11 protein-coding genes are annotated in these 14,474 nt (G+C 61.0%); 8 read left to right on the top strand and 3 right to left on the bottom strand.

Going from position 1 to position 14,474, the window contains the following annotated elements:
- Positions 1–4: 4 nt before the first annotated feature.
- Both BTM36_RS18980 and BTM36_RS18975 read right to left on the bottom strand, forming a co-directional pair.
- Positions 5–3,775: an autotransporter domain-containing protein gene (locus tag BTM36_RS18980; protein WP_077237508.1), complete on the bottom strand. Its 3,771-nt coding sequence runs from the start codon at positions 3,773–3,775 to the stop codon at positions 5–7.
- A 344-nt stretch (positions 3,776–4,119) separates the two neighbouring features.
- On the bottom strand, positions 4,120–5,220 hold the full coding sequence (locus BTM36_RS18975; protein ID WP_077237507.1) for an alkene reductase: 1,101 nt from the start codon (positions 5,218–5,220) through the stop codon (positions 4,120–4,122).
- Positions 5,221–5,515: 295 nt separating this feature from the next.
- Here BTM36_RS18975 and BTM36_RS18970 point away from each other — a divergent pair, with 295 nt between their 5' ends.
- The 8 genes from BTM36_RS18970 (at position 5,516) to BTM36_RS18935 (ending at position 13,795) form a co-directional block, all read left to right on the top strand.
- Entirely contained in the window at positions 5,516–6,415 is a 900-nt protein-coding gene (locus BTM36_RS18970) for a LysR family transcriptional regulator (protein WP_077237506.1), read from the top strand.
- A gap of 240 nt (positions 6,416–6,655) precedes the next feature.
- Positions 6,656–7,237, top strand: coding sequence for a LysE family translocator (locus BTM36_RS18965; RefSeq protein WP_241812078.1), 582 nt, complete (start codon positions 6,656–6,658; stop codon positions 7,235–7,237).
- Between the two features lie 350 nt (positions 7,238–7,587).
- Complete coding sequence (locus BTM36_RS18960; RefSeq protein WP_077237504.1) at positions 7,588–8,574, top strand: MBL fold metallo-hydrolase; 987 nt, start codon at positions 7,588–7,590, stop codon at positions 8,572–8,574.
- Between the two features lie 153 nt (positions 8,575–8,727).
- Complete coding sequence (locus tag BTM36_RS18955) at positions 8,728–9,336, top strand: TetR/AcrR family transcriptional regulator (protein WP_168189800.1); 609 nt, start codon at positions 8,728–8,730, stop codon at positions 9,334–9,336.
- Positions 9,337–9,377: 41 nt separating this feature from the next.
- Complete coding sequence (locus tag BTM36_RS18950) at positions 9,378–10,814, top strand: MFS transporter (protein ID WP_168189799.1); 1,437 nt, start codon at positions 9,378–9,380, stop codon at positions 10,812–10,814.
- Positions 10,815–10,939: 125 nt separating this feature from the next.
- A complete protein-coding gene (locus tag BTM36_RS18945) occupies positions 10,940–11,698 on the top strand; it encodes an SDR family oxidoreductase (protein WP_077237612.1) in 759 nt (252 codons plus the stop codon).
- A gap of 288 nt (positions 11,699–11,986) precedes the next feature.
- On the top strand, positions 11,987–12,436 hold the full coding sequence (locus BTM36_RS18940; protein WP_077237502.1) for a carboxymuconolactone decarboxylase family protein: 450 nt from the start codon (positions 11,987–11,989) through the stop codon (positions 12,434–12,436).
- Positions 12,437–12,886: 450 nt separating this feature from the next.
- The gene (locus BTM36_RS18935) at positions 12,887–13,795 is read left to right on the top strand and encodes an NmrA family NAD(P)-binding protein (protein ID WP_254427037.1); all 909 of its coding nucleotides are present in this window, start codon (positions 12,887–12,889) and stop codon (positions 13,793–13,795) included.
- Here the strand turns inward: BTM36_RS18935 and BTM36_RS18930 are convergent.
- Positions 13,792–14,391, bottom strand: a complete 600-nt coding sequence (locus BTM36_RS18930) for a TetR/AcrR family transcriptional regulator (RefSeq protein ID WP_077237500.1) — start codon at positions 14,389–14,391, stop codon at positions 13,792–13,794. The two genes, BTM36_RS18935 and BTM36_RS18930, sit on opposite strands and share 4 nt — an antisense overlap.
- Between the last annotated feature and the right edge of the window lie 83 nt (positions 14,392–14,474).

Here is a 14,474-nt window from a genome sequence, read left to right as displayed (position 1 = left end):
GGAGTTACCAGCGATAACGCCAGCCCGCCACCACGGCGTGCTGGGTCTGCAGGTCGTTCAGGCCCAGGTTGTAGTCCAGGAACAGGCTCGACGCCTGGCCCAGCTTGCCGGACAGGCCGGCTCCCAGCACCAGGCCGTCGCGCTTCTGTTGCAGGCCGGCGACCTGGAAGTTGACGCCCGGCGCGCCCTGGAAGGAGGCATTGAGGCTACCGCCGGCATCCAGCCATTGATGGCTCCAGAATGCGCGCAGCTCGCTCTGCAGCTTGCCATCTTCGCGCAGGGGCAGGTGCCAGCGGGCACCTACCATCGACACCGCCGAGCGTGAAGTCTGTGCACTGGCATTGAGGCCGAGCGCACCGGCACCGGTTTCGGAGAAGGCGTCCTGGCGCAGCAGCGTGCCTTGCAGCGAGACCAGCGGCTCGAACACGTAGCTGCCGCGATCGATGCGATAGCTGGCCTCGGCATGCAGGCCGAGTTCATCGCCGTTGTAGTCACCGGCCGCGCGCGAGACATCATTGCCGATCACGATGCTGCGCTGGGTAGCGTACTGGTTGCGGCCATAACCGACGATGCCCTTGAAGCGCCAGTCACCGCTCTGGTACTGCGCGTACACGGCGACCTGATGGCCTTCCACCTTGGCGCTGTCGCCGGCGGTGTTGTAGGCCAGGCGGGTATTGTCGTAGTGATAGGCCAGGCCCATGCTCCAGCGATCATCCAGCACCCGTTCCACCCCCATCAGCAGGCCATTGCTGTTGCTGGTGTAGCCGGCGGCATTGCCGTCGGAGCGGGTATTGCCATGGCCGCCCGCAACCTGCGCCCAGGCGCCGCCATCCTCGCGCACACGCAGGGGCCACAGACCGCTGCTGCCATTGCTGCTGTCGGTCATGGTGGCGGCGCTGTACTGGTAGTCATAGCGATCCGTCTCGGCCGAGGCCAGTTGCAGCTGACTCATCGCAAAACCGCTGCCGCCGGAGAAGGCGGACCCGCCGCCGATGTTGCGGTTACCCAGGGTCTGCAGCGATTGGCCCATCAGGCCCAGCGTGGACAGGCCCTGATAGGCGCGCCCCCCCAGGCTCTCGAAGGCGCTGCGCGCCTGCACTGCCGACAGGCCGTCGATCAGCGCCAGCTTGGCGCGCATGGCGCTGGACAGGCTTGCCAACTGGCCGGCCTGGGTCAGGGCATTGGCCACGCTGGCCTGGTTGCCGGTGGTGGTGACCGAGGCATAGCTGTTACCGTTGCGCGCCATCGTCAATTGCACCGCATTGCCGGTGTAGCTGACTGTGGGTGAGACAAAGGCGAAGTCGCTGCGCACGGTATTGAAGCTGCCGCTCACGGTGCCGCTGGTCGACAGGATGGTATAGGGCGTGCTCAGCGCATAGGCGCCGCTGCCGGCGGCGATGGACAGGCTGCCGGCCAGGGCGGCATTGCCGTTGACCTGGATCAGGCCGCCGCTGCCGTCGGCGCTGGTGCTGACCTGGGTGGTGGCGCCGTCCTGCAGGTTCAGATTGCCCTGGACCGTCAGCGTCGAAGTGCCGGCCGTGGCCAGCGTGCCACCGGCGGCCACCGTGGTGCTGCCCACCGTGCCGGTCCCGGAGAGGGTGCCGCCACTGTTGACGCGCACTGTGCCGCCCAGCACGCCATTGACGCTGAGCTTGCCGCCATTGACATTGGTGCTGCCGGCGAAGCTGGTCGAGTTGCCGCTGAAGACCGTTTCGCCGGCCAGCTGGTTGATCGTGCCGTTGCCCGAGATGGCCGCTGCCAGCGTGTAGTTGCTGCTGCCGCTGGCATTGTGGTTCAGGTTCAGCGTACCGTTGCCGGCGCCGAAAGCCAGCGATGTGGTGTCGAGCTGGCCGGGCGCGGCTGCCGTGCTGCCAGGGGCGGCACCGACGTTGAGGGTACCTGTGGAACCACTGCTGGTGGCGATGCGGATCACCGAGGCGGTAGCGCGCGCACCGTCGCTGATGGTCAGGGTGCCATTGCCACCGGCCCCGACATGCAAGGAATTGGTGGTGATCCAGGCCGAGTTGGCACCGGTCAGCGTCACGCTGCCGTTGCTGTTGGCATTGTTGGCGATATAGCTGCGGTTGCCGGTGACCTGGCCGCCATCGGAGATGGTCAGCGTACCGTTGCCCAGACGACCGACGTTGACGTCCGAGCTGCTGCTCCAGGTGGAGCCGGCCCCGGTCACCGTCATGGTGCCGGAGGCGCCATTGAGGTCGCCCAGCAAGCCCTGCACATCGTTGATACGGCCACCGGCCGAGATGACTACGCTGCCCGTGGCGCCATTGTTGTGGCCGACAAAGAAGTCTCCCGAGTGGTTCCAGACCGAGCCGCTGCCAGTGACCAGGGCGCTGCTGTTGGACCCCGCTTCGGTTCCCACATAGCCATCGGTGCTGGTGACGTTGCCGCCTCCCGAGATGGTCAGGTTGCCATTGCCGACGTTGCCCACGTAGAGCACGCCGGTGTTGATCCACTTGCTGCCGCTGCCGGACACGGTGACATTGCCGCTGCTGCCGGCCAGGTGGCCGACCAGGGCGCCGGTATCGGTGACTACGCCGCCATTGCTGATACTGAGGTTGCCGCTGGCGCCGTCGCCGTAGCCGATCGACAGGCGATCGCTGGCGGTGAAGTTGGCATTGTTGACCGTGAGCGTACCGCGCGCGCCAGTGATGTCACCCAGATGCACGACCGCGGCGGTGGCATTGGCACCACCGCTGACGGTGAGCCATCCGGTACCGCCAGTGGAACCGGAGCCGGCGTCACCGCCCACGGTGAGGTTGCCCGCCGCCAGCGAAGAACCGGCGCCGCTGACATTGACGCTGCTGTTGGAGGTGTCCTGGCGCCCGATCACCGTATTGGCGCTGCTGACATTGGCACCGTCGCTGATGGTGAGGTTGCCATTGTTGACCGTGCCCACGAAGAGCGAACCGGTATTGGTCCAGCGACTGCCGGCGCCACTGATATTGACGGTGGACAGTGTGCTGCCGGCGGTACCGATCACGCCGGTGACGGAATCCACCGTGGAACCACCGGTAATGGAAAGGCTGGCGCTGCCGCCACTGCCGACTGTGAGCCGGTCGCCGATCAGCCATTGCGCCCCGTTGATCAGGCTGGCGCTGCCATTGCTGCCGCCGCCGCTACCCAGCACCACCGAGCCGCTCATGTTGACGACACCACCATTGACCTGCATCGTGCCGACCGCCCCGGTGTTGCCGATGACCAGGCCGTTGCCGATCAGGCTGCTGTCGGTATTGATCGTGAGGTTGCCTACGCCACCGCTGGCACCACCGACATAGGTGGTACCGCTGATGTTGGCGACCGCACCGGCGTCAAGCGTCAACGACCCGACGCCATTGAGGCCGACGGTCGCATCGCTGCTGCTGTTGAGCCTGGCGCTGCCATTGGTGCCGCTGCCGGTGACGGTAATGGTGCCGTTGGAACCGTTGCTGTTGCCGATCAGGACCGACGAGGTGTTCAGCGTCGCCTGGTTGATCTGCAGGTTGCCCACCGTACTGCCGCCGACGGTCAGTGCCTGAATGGTGGTGTTGCTGGAAAGCACCGGATCGACACCGGGATAGGCGTTGATGACCGCAGCATCCGTGGACGTGGGTGCTGCCCCCGTCCACTGCCAGTTGCTGTCGTTGGTCCAGTTGTTGTCGACGTTGCCGGTCCACGACGCCACCTGGGCGTGCGCGGCGCTGCCGATCAGCAGCAGTGTTGCCAGTGCGCTGACTGGCAACGGTCTTGCATGAGCGAAGCTGCGCTTCGATTGCATGATTCCCCCCCTGGGTAGAGGCTGCCTGTTGCCGACATCTCTTAGCGGATGAGCTGGCGTTGCAGCCTATGCTTGTTGTTGATTGATCTTTACGGAAACCCGCAAGGATTTTACAAGCATCAAAACGAATTTTTGGCAGGAGAGATGATTTTTTGTGATCTTGCGCATAGGGGAGGCGTGATCATTCCCGTTGACCGGTACTTCGGTTTCACTGGGTGGGATTGCGGCGTGGCCGTACGCAGCCCTGGAACAGGCTTGGGCAGGGCAGGGAGCGGGCTTCAGGAGGCGGCGCTGCCGTCCCCATCAACATCACGGGCGACGGCAGTGCCAGCCAGGTCATCGAGTCAGGCAGCCTGGTAGGTCGGATAGTCGGTATAGCCTTCGGCACCGCCACCGTAGAAGGTGTTGCGGTCGGCCTCCGCCCAGGGGGCGTCCAGACGCAGACGTTCCACCAGGTCGGGATTGGCGATGAAGGGGCGGCCGAAGGCCACCATGTCGGCATGCCCCGAGGCGACCGCATCCATCGCCATCTGGCGCTGGTAGCTGTTGTTGGCGATGTAAAGGCCACCGAAGGCGGCGTGCAGCTTCTTGAAATCGAATTCCGATGCCGCGTTGCTGCCCCGGGTCTGGCCTTCGACGCAGTGCAGATAGGCCAGGCCCAGCTTGCCCAGTTGCTCGGCGTAGTACAGGTAGGTACGCTCGGGATCGCTGTCCAGCGGGATGTCACCGGCCGAGCGGGTCAGCGGCGACAGGCGCACGCCCACGCGATCGGCACCCCAGATATCGGCGACGGCGGTGACCACTTCCACCGGGAAACGCACGCGGTTTTCCAGCGAGCCACCGTACTGGTCGGTGCGGTGATTGGTGCTGTCGCGCACGAACTGCTCCAGCAGATAGCCATTGGCCGAATGCACTTCCACCCCATCGAAGCCGGCTTCCTTGGCCAGCCGCGCAGCGCGGCGATAGTCTTCCAGCAGGCGCGGGATTTCCGCGGTCTCCAGGGCTCGTGGCATGGAGGGCCTTGCCTGCGTCTGCGACTCCAGGAATACCAGCTCGCCCGCCTGGATCGCCGAGGGGGCGACCGGCGCTGCGCCGTTTTCCTGCAATGAGCTATGCGAGACCCGGCCTACGTGCCAAAGCTGGTTGACGATCTTGCCACCTGCCGCGTGGACCGCATCGGTGATCTTGCGCCAGGCCGCGACGTGTTCCTCGGTGTAGAGACCTGGGGTGAAGGCATAGCCGCGGCCTTCGCGCGAAATATTGGTGGCTTCGCTGATGATGAGACCGGCCGAGGCGCGCTGGCGATAGTATTCGATGGCCAGTTCGCTGTGCACGCCCTGCATGTCAGCGCGCGAGCGCGTCAGCGGAGCCATGGCAATGCGGTTGGCGACGTCGATGGCGCCGATGCGGGTGGGGGAAAACAGATCAGATCCGGTGTGCGACATGATGTTGACTCCTTCTGGTGAGGTGGTGATGGTCGTCATCATCGGCAATGGGGAGAAATTCGGCCAATTTATTATTGATAAAACAGATTTATCGTAGACAATATATCTAGAACTCATTTCATAAATAGTCGTGAGATGCGTTCTGGGTAGAACCCGGAGGGAGCGGCCCGTTTGGGCGAATTGCTGCGTTACGAATTTGGGTCAAGACGCCCAGTCTTGACCCAAATTCGCGCCTTGCACTTCATCCCAAACGGGACTCGCTCGCACTCGCGCCTATTTATGAAATGAGTTCTATATGAAATACGACCTCAACCTGTTGCCGGTCTTCGTCGCCCTGATGGAGGAGCGCAGCGTCACCCGGGCCGCCTCGCGACTGGGCATGACGCAGGCAGCCTTGTCCAATGCGCTGGCCCGGCTGCGCCTGACCCTGCAGGATCCCCTGTTCATCCGCGAGCGCTACGGCATGCGCCCCACGCCCAAGGCCGAATTGCTTGCCCCCGCGCTGGTGACGGCATTGGCGTCGATGGATGCGGTGGTATTGGGCCAGCAGGCCTTCGAACCGGCGCGCGCCGATCACCTGATCACCATCGCGCCCAACAGCTATGTCGAGTTCGTGCTGGTGCCGCAGTTGGTGGCCCGCTTGAGCGTGGTGGCGCCAGGTGTGCGCCTGCGCACCTTGCCTTTTGGTACCGACCTGGCCGAGACCGGCGTGAGTTCAGGCGATACCGCCATGGTGCTGGGACGCATCAATGACGCCCCGGATAACCTGGTGGTGCAGCACATCGGCGAGGATGGCCTGGCCTGCGTCGTACGGGCCGACCATCCGGTCATCGGCACGCGCATCGGCAAGAGACAATATGAGCGCATGAAGCACGTCAATGTGCTGCCGCCCGGCCGTCTGCGCACTGGCCTGTTCCAGGCGCTGGAGCGCAGGGGCCTGCGACGCGAGGTGGCCGTCTCGGTCACGCATTTCGCCTCCATCCCCGAGATCGTGGCCGCGACCGATTACTGTGCGACCCTGCCCATGCTGATCTGCAAGCGGCTCGTCCACGATACCCGGTTGAAGGTACTGTCGGCGCCAGTCGATCTCGGTACTTTTCCGCTGCACATGGCCTGGCACGTCCGTTATCGCGACGATCCGGCGCATATCTGGTTGCGCAAGCTGGTGGCAGAGGTGGCGCAGGCCCTGGGTTAAGTGCCGGTAATCGGTGGGAGCGATGGCGGGGCGTTTTCAGGGTGTAGACGAGGGGCGGGTGTGGGTGCGCGTAGCATTTCCGACTAACTCGGTGATGTCCTGCCGATTGCCGATAGGGCGATCGCTTGTATCATTGCGGCTCCTGCCTTCGCCGATGAAGGTTTTTCCGAACCCCCAACTGGTCACATCATGCCTCTTGATACGCTCCTGCTGTTTGTACCGGCCTGCTTTGCATTGAACATGGCTTTCGGGCCGAACAATCTGCTGTCCATCACCATCGGCGCGCATTACGGCTTGCGGCTGGCAATTCTGGCCTCTGTCGGGCGCCTGGTCGCCTTTGCGATCATGATCGCCGTGGCCGCGCTGGGTATGGGAGCATTGCTCATGGCGTCGCAACTGGCCTTCACGGTCTGCAAGCTGCTGGGCGCCGCCTATCTGGTCTGGCTGGGTTTCAAGGTCTTCTTTTCCAGGGCGACGCTGTCCGTTGACGGCCTTGCGGGAGAGCAGGCGCGCGGCGATATCCGCACCTTCATTCGCAGGGAATTCCTGGTCGCCATCGGCAACCCCAAGGCGATCCTGGTCTTCACCGCCTTTTTTCCGCAGTTCGTGGTTCCCGGCAATTACTGGGTCAGTTTCCTCATCCTCGGCGGGATCTTCCTGAGCCTGGAAGTGGTCGCGATCGCGGCCTACGCCTATGCGGGCAGCCGGCTTTCCGGCGTGATCCAGAATGCCCAGGGGCTGCGCTGGATGAACCGCATCAGCGGCGGCACCATGATTCTGTTCGGCGCCATCCTGGCGCTGGCCAAGCGGCCTGCTGCGTAAGACGCGCCTCTGTCGCGCAGGTCTGTTGATGTCACAGTCTGTGCAAGACACGTTTCCCGGATGTTCGAGGTCCATCGCTTTTCCCAGGCGTGATGCCATGCATCTCGCCTATCCTTTCGTATAACTAGACACTCCCTCCTGCACTGTCCACACTGCGCCCTGTGGCAGAGCTGCAATGGGGTCTCACGCCGTCCTTCGGCGCAGTGCGACCTGTGCCCTCGCAGCCCCGCTTCGTCCATCGATCCTTCTGGCCGGTAATGGCATCGTCCCGATCAGTCGGACGGCCATCCATGCATGCCTACCGTGTGCCGGAATCGGTCGGCTTCAATGACCCCTTGAGGAAAACAACAATGTCCACTTCCCTTCGCCAGATCCGCCCATGCTCGCTCACCCCACTGCTGCGTCCTCTCGCTGCTGCCGCCATGATATTCGCCATGGCCCAGGCAGCGCATGCCGAGGCGCCGATGCTGAAGAATCAGCCGGGTTTCTATCGCACCATGATCGGTGACATCGAAGTCACTGCACTGTCGGATGGCACCAACCATCTGCCAGCCGGCAAGATGCTCAAGGGGATCAGCAAGGAAGATCTGGACAAGCGCCTGCAGGCAGCTTTTGTCACTGATCCGGTGGAGACATCGGTCAATGCCTTCCTGGTCAACACGGGCAAGAAACTGATCCTGATCGACACCGGAGCCGGTGGCGTGCTCGATGCCGACAGTGGCCACCTGCTCACCAGCCTGAAAGCGGCAGGGTATCGCCCGGACCAGGTGGATGAGGTCTACCTGACCCACCTTCATCCCGACCACGAAGCCGGTCTCACGCACAAGGGCAAGCGCGTCTTCCCAAAGGCCGTCGTGCGGGCCGACAAGAAGGATGCCGACTACTGGCTCAACCCGGCCAACAAGGCCAAGGCCAGCGCCATCAATCAGGAGTTCTTCGAGGTCGCGGAGAAGTCCCTCAAGCCCTATATCGCGGCCGGCAAGTTCCGCCCCTTCGAGGGTGATGGCGAGCTGCAGCCGGGCGTGTCCAGCGTGGCCAACTACGGTCATACCCCTGGTCACAATGCCTACCTGGTCAGCAGCAAAGGCCAGCGCCTGTTGATCGTGGGCGACATGATCCATGTGGCGGCGGTACAGTTCCCGCAGCCGGATGTCACCATCGGTTTCGATACCGACGAACATGAAGCCATGGGCGATCGCCGCAAGGCGTTCGACGCGGTGGCAGATGCCCGGGAACTGATCGCGGCTGCTCACCTGTCCTTCCCCGGCATTGGACACATCGTCAAGGATGGCAGCGGGTATCGCTGGGTGCCGATCAACTACGCGCTGGCGCGCTGAGCGTATTGATCGTTGCGATGATGTGACCATCGACCAGAAGCGGCTGCCATCGGCGAGCCGCTTTTTGCTGTTGGCAACGTCTGCCAATAATTTCTACTTGCATCAATAAATCGCAGTCGGTATTATTCGGAATCATTCGGTTCCAAATATTCCATGAGCTTATCCCATCTCCCATCAGGACCAGGACGTCCGCGCGAATTCGAGATCGATGCCGCCGTCGAATCGGCGATGCAGGTCTTCTGGACGCGTGGTTACAACGGCACGTCGCTGGTCGACCTGATCGATGGCACTGGGCTGTCACGGGGCAGCCTGTACAAGGCTTTCGGCGATAAGCATGGCTTGTTTCTTTCCGCACTCGACCGCTATATTTCCCAGTCGCTGGTTCGTCTGCTCAGCACGCTGGAGCAGCCAGGATCGGCCAAAGCCGCGATACGGGAAACCCTGATGCGCCTGGCGGAAATGTCTTGCCGCAAAGAAGGGCGTCGCGGCTGCATGCTGGTCGCAACGGCGATGGAAATGGTGTCACACGACGATGATGTCGCCGAGCGAGTCAAGACCATGGTCGACCGTATCCGTCATGCGTATGCCAAAGCCATTGCGCGTGGGCAGGCCAGCGGGGAAATTCCCGCGCATCACGATCCACAAACCTTGGCAACCGTGATCGTCAGCCTGACTCACGGCATGCGCACGCTTGGAAAGGTAGGAGCAGTAGACAAGCAAATGACCGCTGTCGTCGAAACGGCGATGCGGCTGCTCGACTGAATTTTTTTTTCTCAATTTGGAACCTAACGGTTCATAATTAAATGAATACTCTCACTACCTCTTCGCACGCAGAGCATGTGCCCCATCCGCGTCGATGGCTGGCATTTGCCGTCTTGCTGGTGGGGGCCTTCCTGCCGCCGCTGGATTTCTTCATTGTCAATGTCGCACTGCCGTCGATCCGTACCGGCCTGGGTGCCGATCCTGCCGAGATGCAACTGGTGATATCCGGTTACGCCGCCGTGTATGCGGTGTTCCTGATCACCGGGGGACGGCTGGGAGACTTGTACGGGCGCAAGAGGGTGTTTCTCGCAGGTCTGGCGGGCTTCGGCCTGTCGTCGCTGCTCTGTGGTGTTGCGCCTACGCCCGCCATGCTGATCGCCGGCCGGCTGCTGCAAGGCTTGAGTGCGGCGATCATGGCGCCGCAGGGGCTGGCATCGATTCAGGCGCTGTTTCCCGAGCGGGAGAGGGCGCGGGCGCTGAGCATGTACGGTGCGACCATCGGACTGGCAGCGATTGCCGCCCAGGCGCTCGGTGGACTGCTGATTGCGGCCAATGTCGGCGATCTGCAATGGCGGATCATCTTCCTGATCAACCTGCCGCTCGTGGCGCTCGTGTTCCTCGGCGGAATTCCCCTGTTGCCGGACACGCGCAGTCCACATCCGGCGCGGCTGGACCGGATGGGCGTGCTGCTCTGTGCACTCTCGCTGGGCCTGCTGGTGGTACCACTGGTGAAAGGGCCTGAGGCCGGCTGGCCGTGGTGGACCTGTCTCATGCTGCTCGCCTCACCGGGGTTTGCCGCTGCGTTCTGGCGCTACGAGCGGTGGCTCACGGAGCGCGGTGGAACGCCGTTGGTCGCGCCTCAGTTGGCCGATGCACCTGGCCTGGTGCTGGGGATGATCGGAGTGTTGTTCTTCTATGTGGTCTCGGCCTTCTTTCTCACCTTCTCGATCTATCTACAGGGGGCGATTGGCATGAGCGCATTTGCGACCGGCTTGATGTTTGTGCCGTGCGGACTGGGCTTCCTGATCGGGCCCTTGACGACACCCGCCGCCGCGCGCCGGTTAGGACGCTGGACCCCGGTATTGGGGATGGCGCTGGAAGTCGTCGGCTGCCTGATTCTCAGTGCAGTGGTGGCTTCCACACCCGCTGCGCGGGCACCGGCACTGGCAGGCGTCGTGATCGCGCTCTCGCTGATCGGGTTCGGGCAAGGGATCGCCGTGCCCACGCTGGTGCGATCGGTCATCGATCTTGCGCCGGCCGGTGGTTCCGGCATGTTGGCCGGGATCGTGAATTCCGCTTTGCAAATCAGTGCGGCCCTGGGCGTGGCTGTCATCGGCAGCGTGTTCTTCAGTCTGGCGGGTTCCCGCCATACGCCATCGTCCCTGGCGCATGCCTTCAGCTGGGCGATGGTATGTGTCGCCGCCAGCCTGACGATCGCGGCGCTGTTGGTTGCCCGTGCATCGCGTTACCGTCGGTAGATGGTCACGGAAAAAATCTCCCACCACGCTCCACGAAGGCCAGAGCCAGACCGCAGCGCGGTCCCGCGCATCTTTGTAGCGATGCAATGTAAATGCTGTCCCACTTGATCACGATAGGAATCTCGATGTCTTCTCAATTTTTGAATCACGTCTCTGTTGTCACCGGCGGTTCGACCGGAATTGGTTTGGCGATCGCACAAGGCCTGCTTGCGCAGGGCGCCAAGCGGGTGTACGTGACAGGTCGCTCACGCAAGAGTCTTGACGAGGCCCTTAGTGTCCTGGCGGACTCAGCGGTGGCGGTGGTGTCCGACGTCTCCAGGCTTGCGGACCTGGAATATCTGAAAGCCGAAATCGAAAAGCGCGGTGACCGCCTCGATTCGATTTTCGCCAACGCCGGCATCTGCGAGAAACACCCCTTCGGGGCGACCGCCGAGGCGGATTACGACCGTACCTTCGATATCAACGTCAAGGGCGTGTTCTACACCGTGCAGACACTGCTCCCGCTGCTGTCGGATGGCGCTTCCGTGGTGCTGACATCCTCAATCTGTTCGAGCAACGGCATGGCTGAACTGAGCGTCTATAACGCCTCCAAGGCGGCAGTGCGGTCCTTCGCGCGCACCTGGACCAACGATCTGCGGGCACGCAAGATCCGCGTCAATGCGCTGAGTCCGGGATTTACGCGCACGCCGCTGATGGACAACAGCCTCAAGCTCGACCACGCGCAGATCGATAGCCTGAAAGAGTACGTTTCCCAGATCACCCCATTGGGTTACATGGCTGATCCGGCCGAGATTGCGAGTGCCGGGTTGTTCCTTGCGTCTCCAGATGCTCGTTACATTACCGGGATTGAACTGACGGTGGATGGAGGTCTTTCTCAGATCTGAGCATTCCAGCGTATGGCAGGGATCGGTAGATCTCTGCCGGTTGAAGTGTGGTGATCTCTCTTGTCGAATGGGATGGCTGCCGAGGAGATTCTTATTTTGAATTGATTCCATAAGAGATCGCTCGCGGTTTCAACTACTCAGCAATTCGGGAGAGAGACCTAAAGCTTTATTGGAGATGCATTTAAGAAAAATTCTTTAGAAGTTGTCACAGACGACATCGTCCAGCCGTCTTGGGAGTAGCGGGATTTCGACATTGAACCCGCTCAACCCAACTTCAAGGAAGAATTTATGAAACGTCCGAATTGGTTTCAAGTTTCCGGCGAGGGCGCCAAGGCGCTAGGCGCACTTCATCATTACGTAACGACCGGCACCGACTTGCCTGGTGAGTTGATACATCTGGTCTTCTTGAGGGTGTCACAGATCAATGGATGCGCGCATTGCATCGACATCCATACGCGCGACCTCATCAAAAGCGGGATGTCGGTCGATAAGGTGGTCCTGGTACCGGTGTGGGAGGAAGTGAGCTATCTGTTCTCCGACCAGGAAAGGGCTGCGCTCGCCTGGACCGAGGAAGTAACGCGTATCAGCGAAACGCATGCTTCGGATGGAGCATATGCGGCGGCACTTTCTGTCTTTGGTGAAAAAAATCTGGTCGAACTCACCATCGTGGTCGCCGCGATGAATGCCATTAATCGGATGGGAATCAGTTTTCGCATGAAGCCGCTGGCGAAGACTTAGTATTTGAGGGCGAAGGGCAGGCTTTTCATACCAGCATCGCCAAATAGAAAAAGGGTTTCGGGCGAATGCCTGGAACCCTTTATGCGCTGGTGCTGATGGGCCGAATCGAACCGTCGACCTGCTGATTACGAATCTGCGGGGAATATCATAAAAATCAATAGGTTAGATCATTTTTTGCTCCGCAATTCAGAAAATTAGCGGCCTGCAAGGCCAATTTGGATCTGGGTGGTTTTTGAATTGCTGAGCAGAATTTCCTTGGGTGTATGCGAATGTTTGCACCTCAACTCGCTGTCAGCAACGGCGCTCTCCGGCGCTCCTGCGTAAGCTCATGGATTCGTGGAACGCGCGCCAAAAACTTGTCCTGAGGGGCCTACTATCAGCAGGCGATGATTTTCCTTGACAACACGGAATGATCGGTCCAACATTGTTGGACCGATCATTCCAAGATCGATGAAAGTTGCCATCATGCCGTCCACTCCTGCTCTTAATTCCCTTTCCCGTATTGCCATCGCTGGCGCATCCGGCCGAGTTGGTACAGCCCTGGTTGCAGGTCTTGCTACCGAGGCGGTCAACGTAATTGCGTTGACCCGGATGCCGAAATCAAACCGTTTTCCGTCGCATATTGCTCAGGCTCTGGTCGACTTCGATAAGTCAGCCTCTCTGCAAGAAGCTCTAGAGGGTGTCGACCGGTTCTTCTTGGCGCAGGGCACCTCTCCGCGCCAGGTCGAAAATGAGATAGCGCTAATCGATGCTGCCATCGCCGCTGGTGTTAAGCATATCGTTAAATTGTCGGCAGCCAGTCTGCCAGCGAAACTACATCCTTTCGATTGGCACGCGCGGGTCGAGGCCTACCTAGTGTCGCGCGACATCGGCTACACCATACTTCGACCTACCACCTTCTTCGACACGCTAGTACGGGCTGGCAAGGCGGTCCAGGAGAACACTTGGGGTGGCTCTGCAGGTCAGGGCATCGTTAATTTAATCGATACGCGCGACGTCGCAGATGCCGCGAAAGCGGTGTTGCTTGAACCGGAAAGCACATACTGGCAACGCGCTTTCCATCTAACGGGGCCGCGCGCATGGTCGATGGACGAGGTCGCCAGGGAACTCACGCGGCTGCTCGGCAAGTCGGTAGCTTATACACAGCGCACTCCCACTGAGGAGCGTCAGCGTCTGCTGAACTCCGGCGTCAGCGAATTCGTGGTGGACCTGCTGGTTGGACTCGACCGTACTGTGCGCGAATCATCGCTACAGGAAGAAACTAACACGGTCCAACTGCTGACCGGTCACGCTCCAAGGCAATTGCCCGAGTGGTTGTCTGAGAACATCTCGCTGTTTGGTGGCGCCACGGTATCTTAGGTCGCTCGCGCGCTACGCCCGACCGGCCAGGATGCCATCGCGAGATCGATCATGCCGGATAGTGCTGCAGGTACTGCACCGACCTGTGGCAATGTCATGACCGCATGTAGTATGCCGAGGTAATACCAAGCTAGAGCATGACGGTCGGACGAAGCTGGCAGCTCGCCGTTGGATAGCGCCTTGCTGATAATCTGCTCTAATACAGCGTGCTGGCGCGCGACACCCGCTTCAACAGCAATTTGCGAGTCTTCCGGCAGAATCGCTATTTCGGTGCAACTACGCGCTAACAGACAGCCGTCCGGTCGTCTTGTTGCCGATGGTTTGGGTAAAAAGTCACGCAATACTGCTTCCATGCGCGCGCGCTCGCTCGCACGCTCTATGGCAAGCATGCGACGCAATACGCGTTCCGTGTATAAGGCAAGGACCTCGCGGAATAAATTGCCCTTATCTTGGAAGCGTTGATAGATGCTGGACCGCGATAACCCTGTTTCCGCAAGCAGATCGTTGATTGACGTTGCGGCATAACCACGTTGCCAAAATACTCTCATCGCCGCTTCAAGCACAGCACTTTCGTCATACTGGGGCTTACCGCTCATGTGATAGCACTCGTCTTAATGGAACATTCGTTCCATGATACTTGAAGCACTTAAAAATTGGAGCATGTACTAATTTGAGGTGT

Origin of the sequence: Herbaspirillum sp. VT-16-41 (assembly GCF_001994935.1) — a bacterium.
In the GTDB taxonomy this organism is placed as follows: Bacteria; Pseudomonadota; Gammaproteobacteria; order Burkholderiales; family Burkholderiaceae_D; genus Herbaspirillum; species Herbaspirillum frisingense.
This window is presented reverse-complemented; position numbering and strand designations above follow the sequence as displayed.